Below are 22963 nucleotides of genomic sequence, written 5' to 3' on the forward strand. Positions count from 1 at the left end.
CCTGTTTTCATAGCAACGCTGCTTTTACAGACAGATCTTATTTCTTCCATTGTTTTTCTATTTCCGCCAATGGTTCTTTGTATTCTTTACCAAGCCAAAGTAAATGGCCCCAGCGATTGTTGAACATAATTAATTCGGCTTGTTTAATTTTTCTTTTGGCATTCTCAGGATGTTCGAAACTGACAGAATTGTCGTAATTGCTATGTAAAATTAAGGTTTTACATTTTATCTTGTTCAAAATATTTTGTTCTATATCTTGGTCTAAATCGTTGTTAAATCCTTGAAAAGACCGCATTTTTATGGTCATTTCTTTTAATTCTTCGATCTCATCTTTTTCAAATTTAATGGGACGATATTTTGATAATTCCTTGAACATTACTTTTGTCATTAATCTTGAGAAAAACTTGAGTAAGATATTGTAAATAGCCCAGCTAAACTTTTCCATCCTGGGTGAAAAGATTATTTTCCCTTTTCTGTATGTTGGGTCGGCACCCTTAAACCACTTTTTAGTCAAAGCCGAAATGAGAACAAGGTAGTTTATTCTTTCCGGATAATTCGCAGTCAATTCTAACGCGGTCAGGCCACCTGCCGATATTCCAATGACTTTAACCGAGTTAATCTTCAATTTATCTAAGAGTGATATGATCAGTTCAGCGGTTCCTTTAGGGGATTTGTTTTGGAAGTTAAGGGGTGTTTTTCCATAACCTGGTCTTGAAGGTGTTAATAGTTGGTACTCTGTGGTTTTGAAACCTTTTTGGAAAAGTGTTTCGTTACAGTTAGAATGTCCGCCATGAATAAACAAGATTGTTTCTCCTTTTCCAAACATAGAATATTCTATTATTCCTTTTTCTGTTTCTATAGTTGCCCTCATATTTGTAAATTTGCCTGTAATGTCCGAATAAACACGATAAAATCACATCTGTCCAATCTATCAAGTAGTTGCTTGTCAAATTTATTCTTCTCCACAAAGTTACAAAAAATCGTATATCATCAAAATAGTCCTCAATAAACTGCTTTAAACTACATTCTCGCCTTTTATGATTTAAAACTTTGTTGATTCGAAAATAAGTAGTACTTTTGCACCTATAACATGTGTTATATTACAATTGTTATAAAGTGAAATTATGCCAAAATCAACAATAATAACGCAGGAAATGATCATCGAAACCGCTTTCGAGATGGTAAGAAAAGAAGGCTTCTCGGTGCTTTCTGCCCGAAACATTGCCAAACAGATAGGTTGCTCAACTCAGCCCATCTATTGGTGCTATAAGAATATGAACGACCTAAAAGCCGAAGTTTGTAAAAAGGGCCTTCGACTATTGAAAAACACGATATCTGAATATAAAAAAACAGGTAATCCTTTTTTAGATTTGGGCTTGGGATATGTGTACATGGCTCACGCCGAACCCGCTCTGTTCAAGGCGTTTTATATGGATAACATCATGAAGGTGGAAATGACCGATATTCTTGTTGAGCACCAAGACATTGTGGAAATAATGAAAAACAGTGAGGAGTATCGAAAAATGTCCGACAAAGGAATAAACAACTTCGTTGCCAAATCGTGGATGCTGGCTCACGGTATTGCCTCACTGGTGGCCACAGGGCTACTTATATATGATGAAGAAAAGATATTAGAGATATTAGAATAATTAAAAATGACAGAGATGAATAACTTACAAGCACCTGATTTTAATAAAGTAAAAGCGTATGAAACTCGCTTAGACGACGTGATGGAGTTTATTGATACCGAACTGTTGAAACAAAAACTGACCGAAGTGGAAGCTGATTTTAACACAAATCCAACCGAATTCAACAAGGTTAGATTAGGAATAATTTACCACGAAGTTGCTCTCAACTTGGGATTTTTCTCCAAAGAATTTAAAGGATTTGCACAAAAGAGTTATGACACTTTGAGCGAATTTGTTGGGAGAACAGAAGCTGAATTGCAGCCATTCGTCCTATCGTATCGGGCTTCGGCATTGTCGCTTATGGCCTCTGAGAAAAAGAAATTGGCACTTATCTGCAAATCATTTGAGCTCTTTGACCAAGCTATACGACAATACGGGGAAATTCATTATCTTCCTGAATTTATGCGTGGTAGCGTAGCAGAAAACTTGCCGTTCTTCTACTTTTCAAAAAAGAAACTGGCAAAGAAAGATTTTCAGTCTATTATAGATAAAAACATTGAAAATCAAAATTTTGCAAACTGGAAAGTGATGAGTTTTGTCTATTGGGCTTGGGCAAAACAACATCAAGGCAAAAGATATAGAACACAGGCAATCAATTATTTAGATAAGGCCATTGCATTAGACCCTAACTATGAGGCAGGACGAAAACGCAGTGAAGAACTGAAGAATAAACTTCTAAAGAAATAAATGTGTAAAAGACTATCCTTATGAATTGAGGATCATTCAAACTTAAAGAATGAGAAACTACGCGACGATATTCTGACGGTAAAACTATGTGATAAAGTAAAACTGTCACATGATGCGATTTAAGAATATACTCGCTTCGTGGCATGCACAAAGATAACGTTTTCGCTGCAAGCGGCGGGAAATGAAACCCTAAGAGATTCAACAACATGAATAGTAAATCAAATACTTTCAGAAATGTAGCCATATTTAGTTTGGCAGCCATTTCTTGCGGATGGATAGGTGTTGGGTTAAACCAATTACTTGGCGAGCCTTCTAATTTAGAGTCACTTGGATCGTTGATTTTTATTGCTACTCCTCTTGTGTGTATGATTTTGCTTCGCCTTTTTGGTGGCGATGGTTGGAAAGATTTCCCTTTAAAACCTCGTTTCAAGCAAAACTCTCGCTGGTATATCTTTGCTATTGTAGTCTATCCCGTGGTTGTTGGCATAACGCTGTTTGTTGGCAAACTATTAGGTTGGGTAGATGTGAGCAAGTTTAGTGTGGCTGCCTATCTCCCTGTTTTTGCTGCTGCTTTCTTACCCGGTTTTATCAAAAATATCTTTGAAGAATCGGTTTTTCGAGGCTATCTCACAGTAAAAATGGAACAACTCGCCAAAAACGAATGGGTGATTTACTTAGTGGTGGCATTCGTCTGTCAAGTATGGCACCTGCCATACAACCTCGTATTCTTAGACGATGCTTACCAGACAATGTTCTTCCCTTATAGCAAAGAGTTGTTTGTTTTGGTGAGCTTTGTGGTTATTGGTGTTTGGACAATCATGTACACCGAAATTTTCTTCCTCTCGCGTTCACTCTTATTGGTTGTTTTGATGCACTCAATGAAAGACGCTCTTAATCCTCTCATTTCAGAAGGATTTACTGTTATTTCAGTCGATAAAACACTTTTAGTGTCTCCCCTTTTTGGTATCATTCCAACATTAACACACTTGGCTATAGGCTTATATTTAAGAAGAATACGCAAAAGTAAAGGGCGTATTCATGCCTAACGAATAAATCGTATAAACCATAATATTAACAATATGAACAAAAACAATGAAATGCCAGTAAATGCTGGCTGCTGGGATAAGATCTTCCCACAAAGTGATAAGGTAGAATATAAAAAGGTATCGTTCAAAAATCGCTATGGCATCAGCCTTGTTGGGGATTTGTATTTCCCGAAAAACAGCGAAGCTAAGAAGCTCGCAGCCCTTGCCGTTTGCGGTGGGTTTGGAGCCGTAAAAGAACAAGCTTCGGGCTTTTACGCACAAACGATGGCCGAAAGAGGCTTCGTTACTTTGGCTTTTGATCCCTCTTATACGGGCGAAAGCGGTGGCGAACCCCGTAATGTAGCATCGCCCGACATCAATACCGAAGACTTTTCGGCTGCTGTGGATTGCTTAGGGCTTCAACCCTTTGTGGACAGAGAGAAGATAGGCGTTATAGGTATCTGTGGTTGGGGCGGATTTGCACTTAACGCTACGGCTATCGATACGCGTATAAAGGCTGTTGTTACAATGGTAATGTACGATATGACGCGTGTATTTAGCAAAGGGTATTTTGATGCCAACACGCCCGAGATGCGGCTGGAAATGAAGCGTTCGCTTAATGCCATTCGTTGGACGGATGCAGAAACAGGAACCCCTACGCCAGGTTATTCGATGCCAGATACCCCTTCCGATAAGGTTCCTCAATTCTTAAATGATTATATTGAGTTTTATAAAACACCACGAGGATACCACGAACGGTCGATTTCCAATCAGGTTTGGACAGCTACCACGCTGCTTTCATCCCTTAATTTCCCGATTCTGACGTACGCCAATGAAATCAATGTCCCAACGCTTATCGTTACTGGGGAAAACGCCCATTCGCGATATATGAGTGAAGATGCCTACAAATGTATAGGGACTGACAAGAAAGAGCTGCTCATTGTACCAAATGCTAAGCATGTCGACTTCTACGACAACCAGAATGGAGTTGTTCCGTTTGATAAGCTAGAGAACTTTTTTAAGATGAATTTATAATGAAGCAGAATCATTAGTGTCCACTAAAGAATCGAAACAGTTCTTTGAAATTCATTGCTGTCCGATAAATTTTTCCTGCGACTGATGTAAAAAAACGACTTTAAAACGATGATTTGTTGAATTATCCAGTCCTTATTCGTTTTTATCTCAAAAACAAGAGATTTTATAAGGGTTACTATTTGAAACCGATAGGCAAGCCCATACAGGAAGAAAATGCCTGTGATAACGAGGCATAAAGGAATCTGGAGCTTTCAATTTATTTTTATCGGACAGCAATGAAAAAACCGCCAACCCGTCTTTACTGATGTTGCGGACGAAGCAGATCGTTAACAGTCTTAACGGGGTTGAACGTTTCGATCGGCACTTCGACAAACACCGTATTCCAGTCGCTCATGGCACCGTTCCATAAACCCGGCAGTTCGAGTGCTTTCAGCTCGCGTCCGTCTTTGCTTTTCTGCGAGATAAATCCCGTATTCTTGTCGACGAAATCCGGCAGGTTATATTTCGTCCCGTCGGGACTTTTCAGGGCGCAAACAAGATCGACCGGATTAAAATGTGTCCCCTGCTCGAAGAATTGACGGGCTTCGGGTTTCTCCATATCAATCTGTGAGCTTTCGAGAATCTGCAACGAAATAGTCTTATCAGGATTAACGGCAAAGAAAGGCCCTCCACCCGGTTCGCCCACGTTCTTCACCATACCGCACACGCGCAGCGGGCGCAGTAACTTCCTTTTGATGTAAAGGATCACTTCTACATCTTCGAGGTACTCCAACTCAGGATTTTCGATGCACAATTCATCTTCGACAAAGCGTATCATCTCGATCACCTGCTCCGGCGTATAGCAGCCGCTGTCAATCAGTTTCAGGTAGTCGGCAATCCGGGATTGCAGATCGACGAGTATTCCGGCCAGAAGCTGTTTGTACGTAACCGTAGCATCTTTGAAATGGTCGGGCACCACATTGTCGATGTTCTTAATAAATACGACATCGGCATCCATCGCATTCAGATTGCCAATGAGTGCCCCGTGCCCTCCCGGACGGAATACAAGCTGTCCGTCGGCATCGCGGAACGGCTGGTTCTTCGTATCTACAGCCACGGTGTCGGTACTGGGTTGTTGCGTACTGAACGATACCGAATAATGTACCCCGAACGCTTTCTCATAGACCGGTGTCGTCTCCTTGACTAATTGCTCAAACAACGGCTGATGTTCGGGCGAAACGGTCAGATGGATATTCACCTCGCCCGCATGGTTTTTCGCATATAGCGCTCCTTCGACGAGATGTTCTTCAAGTGCCGTCCGCACACCGTCCGTATAAGTATGAAATTGCAGCAAGCCTTTCGGCAGTGCTCCATAATTCAGTCCTTTTTCTTCGAGCAGATTACTTACGATTGTCTTGTATTTACCCGCAGCCAGCAGCGATGGAATATCTTGCCCTTCGTTTCGTTGGCAACAGGTATCGAGTGATTTATAAAAGGCAAATCGTCCGATCTCCTCGAAAAACTTTTTCTCAAAAGGTGTTGTGGGGACCTCGTACGAGGCGGACAGGAAACTAAACAAGTCTTTAAACATGCGACTGGCTGCCCCCGAAGCCGGTACGAATTTGAGTATTTTCTTGTTCTGCGCCAGATACGCATTCCAGCGGTCGGTGTATTGTTGGCGTGCCTCGTCCGAGATCGCGCGGATTCCTTTCGCGATCGATGCCGATGCTTTGATCTCCAGAAATGGAAATCCCTGCACAAAACGATCCAGTTGTTCCTGTAAACCGGTTTCCGAAATCTTCTTTTCAGTCAGTAACTGAAGATCATTAGATGTTAACATATTTCTTCTTGCTATATGATTCGCTCACAAATTTACATAGAAAATCCGATTTCGGATGTTTGTGCAAGGATTTTTCTTTTCAGACCGTGTCTTTTTTCGGCCTATTTACTTTTCTCCTTTTTTGACGACCGGAATCTTTCCTGTCAACTTAATTTGTTTCGGATTTGAATAGTCGTAAAGATAGAAGCCGTCGTTGCCAATCATAAACAGGTAACCGTTGACGGGGATAACGTCGAAAGCCTGAATCGACGGAAATTCCGCGATCAGGTTGTTGCCGATCTTCGCTTTGTCTTTAGTATCGAACACTTTCAAACCGGCTTTTCCGTCACAGATAAACAGCATCTCTTTGTCGATTCCCAAACCGTAAGGCTCGGTCATATTGACCATATTTACAGGGGTGATCGTCCGGTAGTCGTCCGACAGTTTGAGTACATCTAACCGATTGATGCTTTGATTCCGACATTGCACTCCCGCGCGAAGCGTGACATAGGCATATCCGTTTTCGACCACCACGGGATCGCAAGCTGTGATATGCCAATAATTCGCCTTACGTTGTAATATGGCCGGATTCTCAAGCGAATAGACCAGCATACCCGTGCTGGTTCCGAAAAACATATGCTTGTCGTAAATAAACATCGTTTCGATACCGCCTCCGACATGTTGGGGAGTCCCCTGTTTTTTCGGAGAGCGGTCTTCCGAGACATCGAACAGTTGAACATTCGTGTTGTCGACGGCATACAGATATGAGTCATACAGCCCGAAGCGTGCCATAGAGCCGGCTTTCCCGAAGGTTGAACCGGTCGAACCCGGAGACCCGGAACTTCCTCCCAAGTTCATAAACCCGTTCTTTTCGGCCCAGCCGTCCCACGGACGCATGGGATAGTTAATGCGGGGTCTCTCTTCGACCTTACGGGAAATTTTCTGTTCCGTCCAGTCTATTACAACCCCCTTTTCTTGATCGACACGGTCGATGCGTAACGGACGTTCGGTTGGAGGTATGGTGTAGGGAAAGGCATCCTTGAGGCGCGCGATTTCTTTCACTTGCTTTGGATCGGAAATATCGAGCGTCACGAGGTCAACGTAACTGTCGGCATAAAGTGTATTGTTCTTAACTGCCAGATCAACACAGCCCGGCAGTTCGATAAATCGCACGTTTTGCGGATGAGATCGATCGGATACATCGACCATGTGAATGCCTTTTAAACGCTCGACGATATATAATATCTCTCCCTTGAAGTAGATCTTCCCGGGTTTCTCGATCGGACGGGGAGATGATGGCTTAACGGCGCTTCGCAGATCGCCGTATGACAGATACACCGGAGTATAGGCCGTGTACGTTTCGGAATATTGGTCGACACATGCCGACAGCAGAAATATCGAACAAATTACAGATAAAATAAGATGAAAACGTTTCATAAAGCAGCTGTTTTTAATTAAAGATAAATCCTAATTTAATCGATAGTCGATCGTAGTTCACATCCATCGAATAATCATCATTCGCTCTGTAGCGGAGCGAATGGTGGCGGTATCCCAGCGACAGCCCCATGCCAAATCCTTCGCTCAGCTGATAAATAAACCCAACAGAAGGATGAATGAGCCAGCCTCCTTTAGCTTTCGTATCGGTGATTTCCGGCGGAGGCCCGATCCAATCATATCTTCCCGGACGGATATCGACGTACTTCAGACGAGAACCTTCGAGCGGAATCTCATATCCTCCCTGTAACGATACAAAAGGCGAAACGCGTCGATTCTCCCCGAACGTATACATCACATGCGCAAAAACGGGTAGATAAGTTTCCTTATAAATCTCCACACCCGTACCCGCACCAGCCGCCAGCCCTCGCCAAAGGCGGTAATGAAGAGAAGTGTTGAAAATAAAAGGTGCTTTCAGTTCGTTGTCCGCATTGCCGATCAGAATTCCCAGTTCATTCAGACTGAACAACCGCCGAGGCTTGTAACAGAATGGTACACCTTCTTCCGTCTTGATAATATTTGCTCCTTTTCCGTTCGATATTTTCTCGACTTCGGTCATGGAGAAAACGAGTGACTCGCCGCCACTGATCACCCTGACTCTATCGAGGGTCGGAGCATAGATGTACTTTCCTTTTAATACAGTTCCGTTCTTCAGATGCACGTAACCCTTTTTGGGTCTGTAATCCGGTTGTGCCTGCAGGAGGTGCATCGCTCCGGCTAGTGCGGACACAACAAACAATAAAAGTAATTTTTTTCTCATGATACAATTGTTCTTAAACACAGTGTTCTATTCTTTACATAAAGCATGATGTAAAAAACATCAAAAACGCTGCATCACGAGCAAAAAAAAGATTGGCTGTTATGGTACGAATATCGTATTATATATCTGATTATCTTTGGAGATTGATAGAAAAACAATCGCTTTTCTGAAAATTTATGATCTTTTCTTCTCCATTTATTTACGATTATATAGTCAAAAGAGGGGCGAAGTTTCATTTTTTATATTTGTAAAATATGCCTTATCTTTAGCCGGTTTTTTATGGATTATATCATGAAACGATTTTTATATTTTGTTCTCGTGCTTCTATGCTTCGCTTCGCTGACAACAGCGGGGGAAAGTCTCCTCGCAATCAAAGATACGGTACGGTCAACGTCTCAAGACACGGTTCCCGTGCGCCGACTAAGCCTTCAAACATTGCCTGTTCCACTCGAACCTTCCGAGGCGGTAGGCGAACAGACGTATGGGGTGGTGACACTTTCGGTCGCCAGCATTCGTACGCAGGGCAGGTATCCTGCCGAGATGGCGACACAGGCCCTGCTGGGCACCCCTGTCCGTATCATAGAGCGGCACGACGGCTGGTTACGTGTTCAAACGCCCGACAATTATACGGGATATACGAAGTCCGGCAACGTGACAGAGATGAATGCCGCCACATTTACTGCATGGACAGATGCTCCGAAAATCATTTTCTTGGCTCATCACGGCTTCGCCTATTCACGTGCCGATCGAAAGTCACCTCCTGTTTCGGACTTGGTGGCGGGCAATATGCTCCGCCTCGAAGGTAAAAAGGGAGCATTCTACCGCGTCTCGTATCCCGACGGGCGAACGGCTTTTGTCCTGAAAGCCGAAGCGCAGCCAATCGACGAATGGCTAAAACGTATCGACCTGACGGCAGAAAGCATCCTTGCTACTTCACAGTCGTTTATGGGTGTGCCTTACCTCTGGGGCGGCACGTCGTCGAAAGCAATGGATTGCAGTGGACTTGTCAAGACCGTTTTCTTCCTTCACGGACTTATTCTGCAACGGGATGCGTCGCAGCAATGTGTCACAGGGGAGCAGATCGATATCACGAACGGATACGGGAATCTCCGTCCAGGCGATTTGCTTTTCTTCGGAAAGAGCCGAGACCGCATCCGTCATGTCGGGATATATATGGGCAACGATGAATTTATCCATGAGGCTACACAAGTAAAGGTCGGCAGCCTTAACCCGTCGGCTCCGAACTACGATGCACTGAACGCGTCGGAGTTTGTACGTGCCTGTCGTATCATCGGTGCTCGCGAATGGCCCGGAATCAGCACGATTAAAAATAATCCGTATTACCAAAACACATGGAACAAACAATGAAACAGAATCGCAGGAATTTTCTGAAAACGGCAGCGCTCGCAGCAGCGGCAGGCAGCCTGTCTCTCGACTCATCGCATGCCGCTCCGTTCACCCTGATGAAGTCGGCAGCACTCGACGGCAAAATGAAACTGACATTCGAGCCGGTCGATTTACAACTGAGATATACGTTCACCGTATCTACTTATTCGCGCACCATGACGCCGACTGTCCGTACAAAGATCGAATACAACGGTGTGACGGGATACGGCGAAGCCTCCATGCCCCAATATCTGGGTGAGTCGCAAGCTTCGGTATGCGCTTTTTTGAAACGGGTGGAGTTAGACCGCTTCCGCAGTCCGTTCGAGATGGAGGACATCCTAACGTATGTCGATCGTCTCGGCGAAAATAATACGGCCGCGAAAGCAGCCGTCGATATTGCCTTGCACGACCTCGTGGGCAAGCTCATGGGGCAGCCCTGGTACAAAATCTGGGGGCTAAATCCCGATCATATCCCTCCGACGACGTACACGATCGGAATCGACCAGCCTGATGTCGTTCGCAAAAAGACGAAAGAGTACCTCGATGATTTCCGTATACTGAAAGTCAAGCTCGGAACGGAACATGATAAAATGATGATCGAGACAATCCGCGAAGTGACCGATATTCCACTCGCTGTCGATGCCAATCAGGGCTGGACAGACAAACATCAGGCGCTTGATATGATTCTGTGGTTGAAAGAAAAGGGTATTGTGATGGTTGAACAGCCCATGTCGAAGAAGAAACTCGATGATAATGCGTGGGTCACGGAACATAGCCCGCTGCCTGTCTTTGCCGATGAGGCCGTGCAGCGGCTGACGGATATCCCGCGATTGAAAGGCGCTTACAGTGGTATTAACATCAAGCTGATGAAATGCACCGGGTTGCGTGAAGCATGGAAGATGGCCAACCTGACCCGCTCGCTCGACATGCGGGTGATGATCGGCTGCATGACCGAAAGCTCATGCGCCATCTCGGCGGCGACCCAACTCGCTCCGGCCGTTGATTTCTGCGACCTTGACGGCAGCCTGCTTATCAAACCCGAATCGGACTGGTGCCGCGGTGCAACATTGCAGGACGGCATCATGAAACCTGCCGATAGACCGGGCATCGGCATCGACGTTCGGAAGAGGTAGTTTGTCTCTCTTTCGGGCGTTTGTGAGTTGTTGTGTGTAGTGTGAAAAACGAAAAAGACTTCTTTACCGGAAAAATTTCGCTTTCACTCTTCTCTTTTTCTCTGTTTTTATTTTGTCTTACGCAGCAAAAAATTGGTGGAGAAATAATTTTGTAATTGCTCATCGGAGTTCGTAATCGAGTCCGGTCACTTGAAATTCGGTGCGGCGGTTCAGCTGATCGGCCACTTCCTGCTGATCCGGCGAAAGGGCATTGACAAAGGCTTCATTCAGAACGGTTCCTTCGGGCAGAAAGGGATATTTCTCCGCAAGTTTTGCGGTGATTGTCTTAGGTACGGTCTCGCCGTATCCTTTAGCGGTAAGTCTATCGGGATCAATACCTGATTCAATCAGGTAGTCGACGACGGATTGGGCGCGGCGCTGTGCCAGATTTTCGTTGTATGCCTCCGTACCTTTGCGGTCGGTATGAGCTCCCAGCTCAATCGTGACGTTCGGATTTTCGTTAAGGATTTTGATAAGCTGGTCGAGTGCTTCTTTCGACTCGGGACGGAGGGTGGCCTTGTCGAAGTCGTAAAAGATATTTTCAACCACCACGGGCTTGTCGACAGGAGAGAGAAAGAAATCGACATAATACGTTTCGTTTTTCTCTTCGTCGCTTGTTTTGAGTTCGAAGTACTGGTTCAGGAAATTGGGTGCTTCGGCCATCATCACGTAGCTGACGTCGCGCGCCAGCTCTACTTTGTACGACCCGTCGGGCTTAACGGGTACCTTCACGTTCAGACCGTCTTTCCCCACGATACGCACGACAGCGTTCTCAATCGCGTATTCTTCGACATCGGACACGTAACCCTCGATTTGTATCGTAATCGTTGGATATTCGAACGAGTAGATATGATCCCATCCACGGGCATCGCCCCGGTTCGAGGAAAAGAAGCCGCGTTCTTTTTCCCCTTCGAAGGTGATGCCGAAATCGTCGGCTGATGAGTTGATGGGGGTACCCATGTGAGCGACGTGCCATTGCCCCGTGCTGTCGAGCGAGGCCTTGAACAAGTCCAGTCCACCCATGCCGGGATGACCGTCGGAAGCGAAATAGATCGTCGCCGAATCACGCACGTAGGGGAACAACTCGTTGCCCTCGGTATTGATGGCAGGGCCGAGGTTTTCCATCCCGCCGAAGTCGCTTTCTCCGACGATCCGCGTGCGAAACAGGTCTTTTCCTCCGTATCCACCTACCGCGTCAGCTACGAAATAGAGATATTTACCATCGGGCGAGACGGCCGGATGCGCCAGCAACGTGATCGAGTCTTTGACGATGTTGGCACGTTGCCCCTTGCCCCAGGCCGCTCCACTGCGCGAAGAAACGTAAATCTCGGAGGTACGTGGGTCAACGGCATCTTCGGAACAGTAGGTGTAGTACATTGTCGATCCGTCTTTTGAGAACGAGGGCGTACCCTGATCGTACGCCGTCGTAACAGGGTCTGTTACCTCAACGGGTTTCTGCCATGTACCGTTTTCATCCTTGCCTGAAACGAAAAGGGCGTTGTTCTTCAGTCCGGTGATACCGTTGACGGAGTCTTTGTGTACAATCCCGCGCGACGAACAGAAATAAAGCTGGTCGTACTTTTCGCCGTAGAGCATGGGGCTGAATTCGCTGCGGCGTGAGTTAAAGATATCCATCCGTACCACCTGATAGAGTGTCGGTCGTTCGCGCCATCCGGTTGCCATTTCGCATCCTGCGATGCCGTTAGCGGCGCGTGTGTCGGACGAGTCGAGTGCTAAATACTCGCGATAGTATTGGATGGCGTCGCTGTATCGTCCGTCTTTTTGATATGCTTGTCCGAGGTAAAGGAAGAGCATGCTGTCCGGATAATCGTAACGCAGTGCATTTTGGTAGGCGCTGATGGCGCGTGCCGTGTTACTGATGCGCTGATTGCAGTATCCCATGCGAAAGGCGATGTAGGCACGCAAGTCTTTCTGTTCGGGCTTCGATTTCGTGTAGAGCTTGCGATACATTTCGGCCGCGCTGTGGTATTCGCCGAGGCGCTGTTTCTCTTCGGCATCTTTGAGCTTGACCGTCTTGCACGAGATAAGTATCCCGAGAAGCAGGCATCCCAGCCCGAGTGGCACGTTATATCTTTTGAAAAAGCGAATCATCTTAATGGGTAACGGATCAGCATGCATCTTATTGTGTTATAACAGCAGCGAACTGTCGCCATAGCTGAGGAAACGGAAGTCGTGGTCGAGCGCATAGTCGTAGATCGCTTTCCAGTCTCCTTTAACAAAGGCTGAGACGAGCAGCAGCAACGTGCTTTGCGGCTGGTGGAAATTCGTAATCATTCCACGTACGATCTTAAACTCATAACCGGGCGCAAGGATGATCCGGGTAGCGGCAACGAGTCGGTCGACTCCTTGGTGATCGAGATGATCCAGAAGATGTTGCAGCGCTTCGCGAGCGGAGATGCCAGGCACCTTATCTGTATAGGGGGTCCATTGTTCGACGGTCGGAAGGTCGGCGTGGTCGGTCAGCCCTGTCATTGAGAGTCGGGCGCCGAGGTAGTAGAGGCTTTCGAGTGTGCGTACCGACGTAGTACCGACAGCAATTACAGGCCCTGACGCGGTTATGAGGCGTTCGATTGTCCGGCGACTGACGGCGAAATGCTCCGTGTGCATTTCGTGCGATCCGATCGTCTCGCTCTTGACCGGCTTGAACGTGCCGGCTCCTACATGCAGCGTGACCTCTTCGCGTCCGATGCCCCGAGCATCCAACTCGGCCAGTACCTCGGGCGTGAAGTGCAACCCTGCCGTAGGAGCGGCCACCGAGCCTTTGATGCGCGAATAGACGGTCTGATACGTTTGCAGGTCGGTCGGTTCCGTCTGGCGCCGCAGGTAGGGAGGGATAGGCAGTATCCCGACCGCTTCGAGCACTTCGGCAAACGTATAGCGCGAATCATCCCACCGGAAAGTCACGAGGTGACTCGTGCCGTGTGTCTCTTCCCGCTCGGCTGTCAGTCGAACGGATTCCTCGCCGAGGTGTACCGTACAAGTCAGCGTGCCGTCTTTCCACTTCTTCAGATTCCCGATGAGGCAATGCCAGCTGCACTGTTCCGTTTGTTGAAAGATCTGCGCATAGTCGGCCGGTTCGGCCGGTTCGAGGCAAAAGATTTCGATCTGTGCGCCCGTCGTTTTATGGAAGAGCAGCCTTGCCTGTATGACGCGCGTATTGTTGAAAACAAGCAGAGCGTCGGACGGCAGCTCATCGGGCAACCGATTGAAAACCGTTTCGCCGATCTGTCCGCCGCGGTAGACGAGTAACTTCGACCGGTCGCGCTGCGGCAACGGGTATCGGGCTATCCGCTCGTCCGGGAGCGGATAGGCATAATCGTCGATATGTATGTGTTGAGGTGTTATCATTCCGGGAGGCAAAAGTACGAAATTCTTTGTGGCTTCATTTATTTTTGAAACGTATGGTTTGAATAATCCTTTTGAATTCCGGCAGGAATTCATTATATCGTTCCGGATTGTAAATTCTACCACAAACATATAAAGATGTCATTCCATTCCCGAAGATAACCGAATAAGCCTTTGCCGTCTTTCCTGACACCGACCCTTCACTGTAAAATTCTACACCTGAATAGTCATTTACTATTTTTTTTTGAATTTTATACGGGTAAAATGTTTTGTCTTTGATGTATTTCACCATTTTTTCCGGAGGAGAGTCGTAAGGCATTGTGGTTACTGATATTGAGAAGTCGAGATGAGGGCCAGGAGTTGGATCAATGCCGTTTATTGTATAAATATATATGTATTATTCGAATAATAGGCGAGTTTAAAATCTGTGCCTGATAAATCAATCGTATAATAGGCCATATCATCTATAGCCAGCTCTTTAAATACTGTGTCAACATATACTGTCAGCATCGATTTCAAGAGTATTTCCTGTAAAGATGGATATGCTAACGGATATCTGCATTCCACCTGAGCCGAATAAAATTGATTACCGAATATCACAGAAAGTTCAGCTTCCTCATTCTCACATTTAAGGTGGGTAGCAAGTGCTTTATATCCGTTTAATTCAAAGATTTTCCAGTAACCATCTTTTTCGTATGTGTATAATTGGCGAAGCCTCTCTAAGACGACATCGATCGTATGGTTCACATTTTGTTTCTCTGCTTCGGAAAAATAGATATAAAGAGTTTCGTTGTATGTTAAAGCATTTTGTTTTTCCGCCTGAACGAAGCCTTGAGGTGGAATTACAAAAAGACAAGTTCCTTTGACTCGGACAGATTGATACCTGTCTGCTTTAGCTGTTTCAATTTTATCCGGTATGTCTAAGACATAGGGACTGCTCTGCTTTACACACGAGGTGAATATACAGCCCGTCCATACAATGAACAACGATTTAATTTGCTTCACCTTATTCTTCCTTAAAACGTATTGTCTTAATAATCTTTTTGAACTCATCCATATACTCGTCATATTGCTCCATATCATAAATCATTCCGCCGCAATTCAAGGAAGTCTTGCCATTTCCGAAGATAACCGAATACATTTTATAATTTCCCGATAGAAACCCCTCGCAATAATATTCTACTGCGGGAAACCCGTTCACTTCTGTTTTCCGAACGTTATAAGCCCGGATAGTCGTATCTGATTTGATACCGAATTCCACCAATTCTCCCGGGTCGTTATAAGGTAATGGCATTATCATGAATCGGTCGATATCAGGTTTCTCTGTGATTTTTTTTCCACCTAATGTGTAGCAATAAAAGCCATTGGAGTAATGTGCCAGTTTAAAATCAGTATCTGAGGTATCTACTGTATAGCAAGCCCAATCTTCCATTGCTAATACCCGATATGAAGTATCAATATAGGCTGTTAATATCGATTTTACAAGTGTATCGCGCCATGCTCGATTTTCTGTTAAATATACGCAGCTTATAGTTGCCGTATGCCTTTGATTTCCGAAAACAAAGGCTAAAAAGTTTTCCTCGTTTATTATAAGCGCTTTATTTTCTGTGTATTCTAGTAATTTATGATATTTATATTGGTTTGATTCCGTGTTATTTTTTAAAATCGAATCAATAAAATTATTTATAGGCCTATCAAATTCTCCAAAATGGATATACCAACTATCTTTATATGTTAACGCACATTTCATCGGGGCCTGTACATATCCTTCGGGCGGAACAATAAAGATGCAAGTACCTTTAATCCGTAGATGCTTATCCGTTTTAACAACGGTTACCTTATCCGGCACATCCAGAGCATATGGGTTGCTCTGTCCGGCACATGAGCAGAGCAGGCAAGCCGATAATACGATGAGGATATAGTTATGGGTTTTCATCGATCTCCTTAAAACGTATGGTTCGGACGATTCGTTTGAATTCCGCCAAGTATTCGTCATATTTCTCCGGATTGTAAACCGTACCGGAAAAATGAAGAGACGTCTTTCCATTTCCGAATACAACCGAATATCCTTTTCCCCTTTCTCCCGAAACGACTCCTTCACTGTAGCACTCTACTGTAGGATAGCCGTTTATCTCTGTTGTATGAGTTTGCAGAACGTGGAAAATGGTATCTTTATCGATTGCAAACTTCATGATCTTTTCCGGATCTTCGTAAGGAAGAGGCCTGATTGTAAAGAGTAAATCGATATCGGAATCGGGTGCCGGATCCACTCCGTTTATCGTATAATAGTAGATATTGGCTCCATAATACGCCGGCTTAAACTCCGTATCTGACAGGTCTACCGTAAAACAGGCAAAGTCTTTTATGGATTCTGCGCGATAAGTAGTATCAATATATGCTGTTAACATTGATCTAAAAATGGCATCACGTAATAATCTATCTCCGATAGGGTATCTACATCCTATCATTATGGCATATAATTGATTACCAAATGAAAATGACAGTCGATTCCGGTTGTTATCCCATGTGGTATGGATAAAAAACAACCTGTTCTTTCCAGTTTTGAAAGATTTCCAATAACCGGTTTTTCCATAAAGATATACTGTAGGGAGTTGTTCCAAAAGAGGATTAATAACTTTATCCACATCTCGATCTATAGTTTCCATAAAGCGTATAAGTGTTCCTTCCCGATTGATTAATACACTTTCCATTGGGTCCTGCACAAATCCTTCGGGCGGAACAATAAAGATGCAAGTACCTTTAATCCGTAGATGCTTATCCGTTTTAACGACGGTTACCTTATCCAGCACATCCAGAGCATACGGGTTGCTCTGTCCGGCACACGAGCAGAGCAGGCAAGCCGATAATACGATGAGGATATAGTTATGGGTTTTCATCTGCTTTTGGGGTGATAAGGTGGAAATAAATAGGAAGTTGGGTCCTGCTCGGCAGAGGTTGCGAAATAACACACCCCCTGCCATGTAAACGGGGTGAGTATATCGCTGTTCAGCTTTGCTGCCCTGTGCATGCTTATCATTGTAGTTGTGGCCGGCTTAAGCAGCCATTTATTAAATGTAGAGGCGTAGGTGCCCACCGCGATAGCATCCATAGCCGCCTTTTTATCGCTCTTAACCGGAAGTTTGGTCTTACTGCTTACTCCGGCGGTTGCTCCGGCGATGACTCCCTGAAACGCATCGCCGGTTCGGATAGTTTCGCTAATGCCGGTATAAAGTGTTTCTGCAGGCCATTTCCCAACTCCAGATAGTATGGCATCCCATTCATCTATATTTTTCACTCCATAATCGAGTGATTGTTTCCAGTCTTTTGTCTGTTGGTATTCGCGCAAGCCGTGTCCTGCTATTTGAGCGCCTACGTTTATCATTACATTCTGACAGAGTGTGCGCATGGTGGCATTGTTGTCAAGCAGTATTTTCTGTGTGATACGGAGTGCGGATACGGTATTGGGTATCACCGTATAGGTAGCATAATCGCACGCGCGCAGATAAGTGTAGAGCAACACTTCATTCAGGTAAAGATAAGCCGCGGAGGCTTTTCCGTATGCCGCCACAGCTGCAGAAGCTACTTCAGGCGCTGCTAACAGTATCCCTTCGAATGCGGCCAGACTGCCAATAATCAGTGTACCTGTCACAAATATACGCCCGGCCTTGTGATAACTGTGATGAAAGGCCAGATTGAAAAGGAATTTCTGCTCTTCCGTACTTTTGGCCCTTCTCATCAATCGATCGTATATCCACGGCTGTTGATCCATAAGCTCGGCGAGTAGCATACGCTCTCCCGGCTTCAGACGTTTGTACCAGGGATCGGAGAAAACCCATACAGGGGGTAACGGATACGGGCCGTATGTTTTATCGTCATCTTGTTTCATAAGCTTAATGCCATTCCGGCTGGTTTTTTTGTTTGATCACTTGGCTGCCTACATCAATTTGAATACTCTCGGGAGAAAGAATGATACGGGTTGTTCGCCCATACGGGGTAGCTACCCGCTCGTAGGTAATGCATCGCGCGGCACAGAAGCTAATCACACACGGTACTTCCTTAAACAGTGTCTCATGGCGAAATTCAATGAGGCCATCATATTCGACAGCATAGCGATTGAGCATGGCATCCAATAACGTAGTGCTTACCTCACCGCTCATCGTACACACCAACAATCCTCCTTTCTTCATGTGACTGGGTTGCCCCTTTTGATCGACATCGGCAATCACCTCCGTACTGAAGGCATCCAGACGAAACGACTTCTGTCCATCCTCGCCGAACAAACGAAGATAAGTTTCGATATCGGCAGGATTGCTGCCTTGCAACCATTCCGTGACTTTACCAATTATGTTTTTTGCATCCATCGTATTCAATATTTAATATTATCATTCCATTCTTCGATCCACTCGCCACCTTCGGTACGGATGTTCTCAGCTTGAATCACGAACCGTATCGTCGTATATCGATCTCCGTAACGGGTATAGTTGATGTGCATATGAACACACGCGGCACAGTCGAACGTAATCGTATCACCGGCAACAGGCTCTCCTCCATCGGCCGCCACATAAATTTTTCCGCAACGAAGTTCATGCTTGCCGAATCCCCATTTCATCAGAGGGGCATTCGGAATACCCGCATATACGGCATTAATGGAGCCTCCCATCGGAACTCCCGCGTCTGCTACTTTTCCATCACGGTCTATCCGGTGATCGAACGAATACGAGAAACTCTCCAGTTCGAACTTGTCGGTGTAAACATGCGTGGGTATGCTTCCATCGGCATTTTGTTTCAGAATAGCATTTCCGATACACAGAAATTACTTGGTTGCTGCAACTTCAGACATAATGTTGTATTTTATGGTTGGATGAATCTTCTTAATTCTTTTTTGCTCGAGCGTTTCGCTGCAAACTTAGAGATAATTTTTAAATTCAGAATAAAATATCTTTCAAATATTGCTAAAAAAGTAAAATCTACACTTCTGTTTTCAGAAGAGCCTGTATCCGGATCATTGGTAGGCATAGAGAGTAAGTTGCATTGCTGCCTTGCAGCCACTCCGTGACATTACCGATTATGTTTTTTGCATTCATCGTATTCAATATTTACTAATGTGAATCCAGAGTTGAAAACTCTCAATTCAGCGTCAAATCAATTTGCTTATAATGAGCAGCCCCCACCATTTGTTCATTCCCTTGAAAATCATTCTTTAGAAGAAAAATTCCACTAATTATTCTAAGCATAACTTCCAAGGAAAAAGAGCTAAAATTAATCTCCATATATTTTTCGTGGCGCGTCTCGTACATCAAGAGCGGAAGCTCTTCTTTCCAAAAGAGCAGTATGCGGGATCGTTTCTCTTTCTTATTTTTATACAACACATTGTGAAGCGTCGATGCCAGATTGTTCAGATATGTTGTGATGTGTAACCGTGGGTAATGGCTACGTAAGAAGGAAAGATCGGTCGTGATTTCGGTATAAGGATCGTCATGACATCCCTCGTCTTGCGTGTCGGTGGATGCTACCGCCTGCTCCAGCCGTTCCCACTTGGCGATGTTTTGCCGTATAAACGAAATCTCTTTCAACTGCTAACTGTTTATTGCTGATAAAAACAGCACAAAAATAAACCTTTTCATGTGTTTACGCAAAACAGAGACACGGAGATTCCCCACAGCGTTCGGAATGACAATGGAACAATGTTGTAGGGACACAATGAATTGCGTCTCTACAACAGCTCGTATATCGGGCGTATTGTACCTTATCCAACACTCAAAATCATGTATTTGCGGTTATTTGTGTCATTCGCGCCATTTACGTTCTAACATCGTCATTTGGTATTCGTAATTGTACTATGTACCCAGGAAAGAATTACAACCTCTGACAACAAGCTGTTTATCGTCAACAAAAAGTCCTTTCGGGGCACAAGGGCTGCAAGTCCGGGGTTAAGGTTCAGCAGAGCCTGCAGTCTTTTTATGTTTGCGGATTTTCTTTATCGCCCAATCGTAATGGCTCGACGTAGCCGAAACACAATAACTACCCAGTGTCGTACTGCCTGTCCAGGCAAAAACGTCTTTTCGGAATAAAGCTTCGTTGTTAAAAGTCTCGATCAGGGCCATCACCTGTGCGTGACTTTCCAAAAGCATTTCCGTGGCTTGATCCAAGGCAGTGGTTTGATGCTTTTTCCAGAACTCGAGGTTCATCTGAGGGTAAGTGCGCCAGTTGTAGGGTGCGGGCAGGAAAGTCACACTTTCGCCGGCCGTATTGCGCTTTACCCAGTTGAGCAAAAGCTGATGCCACTCGTAGAGATGAGTCAACACATCGCGGATGTTACGATCGCGATCGTCGAAAGCAAAGGTCATCTCCTGTTCTTCTCTTGTCATCGACGTGATGAGGTCGAAGAGTTTTTCAAAATTGCTTTGGCTTGCCTGAAGCAGGTCTTCTTTTGTTGTCGGTCGTGCCATGGGTTCTGTCTATTTTAAAGTTTGATTGGAATATAAATTTTAGTGCTGCCTGATTCGGGATTTTCCTCTGAGTAGTCGATATATTCCTCAAAGGGCATGGCAAAACGAATCGGATAAGGGATGTTGGCCATGATTTCGTTGTAAGCCGCCTGCAAATCGTTGTAAGAGCCTTGTAATGTATAGACCGCGTATCTACCTGCAGGCAGAAATAGCCTCCCGATTTCTCCACGGGCAGGTAGCAAACTGGAAACGGAAGCACACGCATAAAACCGGCAGTGTTCGGCCGCCGTTACATTCGGGTCGTCGAAACTTAATCCGATAAAGCGAGTCGTTTCGTTCGGTTTCCGACTGTCTGACAGGTATTGCAGGAGTTTCTTCCAGCCTGTTCTGTAAGCTTCGGATGCCCCGTATCTGTCAGCGATGCGGATATACGCCAAGTCCAAACCCTCGAAATCAACGACCTCGGCCGGAAAAGAAAGCGCGTTGCCTTCGTTGCGGAAAACCTGCAAGTGTTCTTCCAATCGTGCAAGATAGGTTTTGGGTGCAATCCCGAAATGCTTTTTGAAGGCTTTCGAGAAGGACTGCGCATTATCGTAACCAACCTTTTCGGAAAGTTCGGTCAGCGTCTGTGCTTGTATCTGCATATACAAAACGGCTTTCTCCAGCCTTTCACGAAGGATATAAGTCGATAAAGGTTCGCCGAAGACGGAATAAACGATGCGCGAGAGCTGCCTTTGCGACAGATTCAGCTCCTCCGCAATTTGCTCCGTCAACAAAGGCTCATGCAGATGCGTATGGACGAAATCCATGATACGGTTTGCCGTTTCCTGATAGAATTCCTGGGTGTCTTGTTTCATTGCCTTTCCTCTTTCTTTTCCGCCTGCAAAGTTAGGTCGATAAAATGAAGCGGAGATTGTCCGATCTCGCCAATTTTGTTTTCCTTTATAAAGATTGTGAGAGTGAACGAATCTTCTTAAATCAAAAACGGCAGAAGAGGATCGTGTAAGCCATCCCTCTTCTGCCGTATATAGATATGATTCCAGAAGCCGCCGCAACGATTCCCGGTTGTGTTAGGTTGAAACGATCCGGAGCACGTTGAGCAGATCGCGGTTAATCGGTTTATCTTTTTTGATGGCCTTCATGAAAGGAACAAGCGTCAACTCTTCATTTTGAATACCTACCATGGCATTTCGCTGTCCTTCGATCAAGGCATCAACGGCTGCCACTCCCATACGGGTAGACAGGATACGATCCTGTGCCGTCGGTGAACCTCCGCGCTGCAAATGACCGAGAATAGAGACACGCACGTCAAATCCCGGATATTGCTTCTTCACCCGTTCGGCCACGCCCATCGCTCCGCCTGTCACCTCGCTCTCAGCCACCAGCACGATGCTACTGTTCTTCGACTTCCGAAAGCCCATCCCAATCATTTCGGCCAATTGGTCTTTCTTCAAAGAGATTTCCGGAATAATCGCAGCCTCCGCACCTGATGCAATTGCGCCGTTGAGTGCCAGAAACCCTGCATCACGCCCCATTACTTCGACAAAGAACAAACGCTCGTGCGACGATGCCGTGTCACGTATCTTATCGACACATTCCATAATCGTATTCAGCGCCGTATCATAGCCGATCGTCGTATCCGTTCCGTTCAGGTCGTTGTCGATCGTTCCCGGCAACCCGATAATAGGGAAATCATATTCTTGTGCAAAGTCGCGAGCTCCGCGAAGACTGCCATCTCCACCTATGACAATCAGAGCATTGATGCCGTGCTGAAGGATAACGTCATACGCCAGCTTTCGTCCTTCGGGGGTTTGAAACTCGGCACATCGGGCCGTCTTCAAAATTGTTCCGCCACGTTGTATGATATTGCTGACGCTCTGCGTCTTGAAATCTTCAATCTCGTTTGTGATAAGTCCCTTATATCCTCTGTAAATCCCTTTTACCGCCATTCCGTTATAAATCGCAGCACGTGTCACCGCACGAATGGCCGCGTTCATGCCGGGAGCATCTCCTCCCGAGGTCAATAGACCGATACACTTGATCTTTGTCGACATATTGCTTATTATTTAAAAACCCAACCGGGGGGCAAAGATAATGATTAAC

22 protein-coding genes are annotated in these 22963 nt (G+C 45.5%); 6 read left to right on the forward strand and 16 right to left on the reverse strand.

Annotated elements, in window-relative coordinates; genetic code table 11:
* Positions 1-37 precede the first annotated feature (37 nt).
* The gene (locus ACTTKA_RS05720) at positions 38-871 is read right to left on the reverse strand and encodes an alpha/beta fold hydrolase (RefSeq protein WP_442724282.1); all 834 of its coding nucleotides are present in this window, start codon (positions 869-871) and stop codon (positions 38-40) included.
* Positions 872-1124: 253 nt separating this feature from the next.
* Here ACTTKA_RS05720 and ACTTKA_RS05725 point away from each other — a divergent pair, with 253 nt between their 5' ends.
* The 4 genes from ACTTKA_RS05725 (at position 1125) to ACTTKA_RS05740 (ending at position 4435) form a co-directional block, all read left to right on the forward strand.
* Complete coding sequence (locus tag ACTTKA_RS05725; RefSeq protein WP_442724283.1) at positions 1125-1649, forward strand: TetR/AcrR family transcriptional regulator; 525 nt, start codon at positions 1125-1127, stop codon at positions 1647-1649.
* A 15-nt stretch (positions 1650-1664) separates the two neighbouring features.
* Positions 1665-2375 (forward strand): hypothetical protein, encoded by a 711-nt coding sequence (locus ACTTKA_RS05730; RefSeq protein ID WP_442724284.1) that lies wholly within the window; start codon positions 1665-1667, stop codon positions 2373-2375.
* 206 nt (positions 2376-2581) lie between these two features.
* On the forward strand, positions 2582-3421 hold the full coding sequence (locus ACTTKA_RS05735) for a CPBP family glutamic-type intramembrane protease (protein WP_442724285.1): 840 nt from the start codon (positions 2582-2584) through the stop codon (positions 3419-3421).
* Positions 3422-3454: 33 nt separating this feature from the next.
* Positions 3455-4435, forward strand: coding sequence for an alpha/beta hydrolase (locus ACTTKA_RS05740; protein WP_442724286.1), 981 nt, complete (start codon positions 3455-3457; stop codon positions 4433-4435).
* Positions 4436-4733: 298 nt separating this feature from the next.
* On the opposite strand, the gene ACTTKA_RS05745 is transcribed toward ACTTKA_RS05740, so the two are convergent.
* From ACTTKA_RS05745 to ACTTKA_RS05755, 3 genes are all read right to left on the reverse strand, one after another.
* Positions 4734-6254 carry a DUF4301 family protein gene (locus ACTTKA_RS05745; protein ID WP_442724287.1) on the reverse strand — a complete coding sequence of 507 codons (1521 nt, stop codon included), beginning with the start codon at positions 6252-6254 and terminating at the stop codon, positions 4734-4736.
* A gap of 105 nt (positions 6255-6359) precedes the next feature.
* On the reverse strand, positions 6360-7670 hold the full coding sequence (locus ACTTKA_RS05750) for an LVIVD repeat-containing protein (protein WP_442724288.1): 1311 nt from the start codon (positions 7668-7670) through the stop codon (positions 6360-6362).
* Between the two features lie 13 nt (positions 7671-7683).
* Positions 7684-8487 (reverse strand): hypothetical protein, encoded by an 804-nt coding sequence (locus ACTTKA_RS05755; protein WP_442712931.1) that lies wholly within the window; start codon positions 8485-8487, stop codon positions 7684-7686.
* 291 nt (positions 8488-8778) lie between these two features.
* On the opposite strand from ACTTKA_RS05755, the gene ACTTKA_RS05760 reads away from it, so the two are divergent.
* Both ACTTKA_RS05760 and ACTTKA_RS05765 read left to right on the forward strand, forming a co-directional pair.
* Positions 8779-9855, forward strand: a complete 1077-nt coding sequence (locus ACTTKA_RS05760; protein ID WP_442724289.1) for a C40 family peptidase — start codon at positions 8779-8781, stop codon at positions 9853-9855.
* Positions 9852-11006, forward strand: a complete 1155-nt coding sequence (locus ACTTKA_RS05765; protein WP_442713017.1) for a dipeptide epimerase — start codon at positions 9852-9854, stop codon at positions 11004-11006. Before ACTTKA_RS05760 ends, ACTTKA_RS05765 begins: the two co-directional genes overlap by 4 nt.
* Positions 11007-11165: 159 nt before the next feature.
* On the opposite strand, the gene porE is transcribed toward ACTTKA_RS05765, so the two are convergent.
* The 12 genes from porE to pfkA all read right to left on the reverse strand — a co-directional run bounded on the left by porE (position 11166) and on the right by pfkA (position 22914).
* Positions 11166-13157: a PorE family type IX secretion system protein gene (porE, locus tag ACTTKA_RS05770; protein ID WP_442724314.1), complete on the reverse strand. Its 1992-nt coding sequence runs from the start codon at positions 13155-13157 to the stop codon at positions 11166-11168.
* Between the two features lie 36 nt (positions 13158-13193).
* Positions 13194-14414 (reverse strand): S-adenosylmethionine:tRNA ribosyltransferase-isomerase, encoded by a 1221-nt coding sequence (locus tag ACTTKA_RS05775; protein ID WP_442724290.1) that lies wholly within the window; start codon positions 14412-14414, stop codon positions 13194-13196.
* A gap of 372 nt (positions 14415-14786) precedes the next feature.
* Positions 14787-15416 carry a hypothetical protein gene (locus ACTTKA_RS05780; RefSeq protein WP_442724291.1) on the reverse strand — a complete coding sequence of 210 codons (630 nt, stop codon included), beginning with the start codon at positions 15414-15416 and terminating at the stop codon, positions 14787-14789.
* A 1-nt stretch (position 15417) separates the two neighbouring features.
* Positions 15418-16347: a hypothetical protein gene (locus ACTTKA_RS05785; RefSeq protein ID WP_442724292.1), complete on the reverse strand. Its 930-nt coding sequence runs from the start codon at positions 16345-16347 to the stop codon at positions 15418-15420.
* Positions 16334-17308 (reverse strand): hypothetical protein, encoded by a 975-nt coding sequence (locus tag ACTTKA_RS05790; RefSeq protein ID WP_442724293.1) that lies wholly within the window; start codon positions 17306-17308, stop codon positions 16334-16336. The genes ACTTKA_RS05785 and ACTTKA_RS05790 overlap by 14 nt, the downstream gene beginning before the upstream one ends.
* Complete coding sequence (locus tag ACTTKA_RS05795; protein WP_442724294.1) at positions 17305-18297, reverse strand: hypothetical protein; 993 nt, start codon at positions 18295-18297, stop codon at positions 17305-17307. The genes ACTTKA_RS05790 and ACTTKA_RS05795 overlap by 4 nt, the downstream gene beginning before the upstream one ends.
* 4 nt (positions 18298-18301) lie before the next feature.
* Positions 18302-18772: a type VI secretion system tube protein TssD gene (gene tssD / locus ACTTKA_RS05800; protein ID WP_442724295.1), complete on the reverse strand. Its 471-nt coding sequence runs from the start codon at positions 18770-18772 to the stop codon at positions 18302-18304.
* Positions 18773-18777: 5 nt separating this feature from the next.
* Complete coding sequence (gene tssD, locus ACTTKA_RS05805; RefSeq protein WP_442724315.1) at positions 18778-19221, reverse strand: type VI secretion system tube protein TssD; 444 nt, start codon at positions 19219-19221, stop codon at positions 18778-18780.
* Between the two features lie 316 nt (positions 19222-19537).
* Complete coding sequence (locus ACTTKA_RS05810; RefSeq protein ID WP_442724296.1) at positions 19538-19984, reverse strand: hypothetical protein; 447 nt, start codon at positions 19982-19984, stop codon at positions 19538-19540.
* 357 nt (positions 19985-20341) lie between these two features.
* Complete coding sequence (locus tag ACTTKA_RS05815; protein ID WP_442724297.1) at positions 20342-20860, reverse strand: ClbS/DfsB family four-helix bundle protein; 519 nt, start codon at positions 20858-20860, stop codon at positions 20342-20344.
* Between the two features lie 14 nt (positions 20861-20874).
* Positions 20875-21717: an AraC family transcriptional regulator gene (locus ACTTKA_RS05820; protein ID WP_442724298.1), complete on the reverse strand. Its 843-nt coding sequence runs from the start codon at positions 21715-21717 to the stop codon at positions 20875-20877.
* A gap of 213 nt (positions 21718-21930) precedes the next feature.
* A complete protein-coding gene (gene pfkA, locus ACTTKA_RS05825) occupies positions 21931-22914 on the reverse strand; it encodes a 6-phosphofructokinase (RefSeq protein WP_075588946.1) in 984 nt (327 codons plus the stop codon).
* Positions 22915-22963: the final 49 nt, after the last annotated feature.

Source organism: Tannerella sp., assembly GCF_052170195.1.
Classification (GTDB): Bacteria; Bacteroidota; Bacteroidia; order Bacteroidales; family Tannerellaceae; genus Tannerella.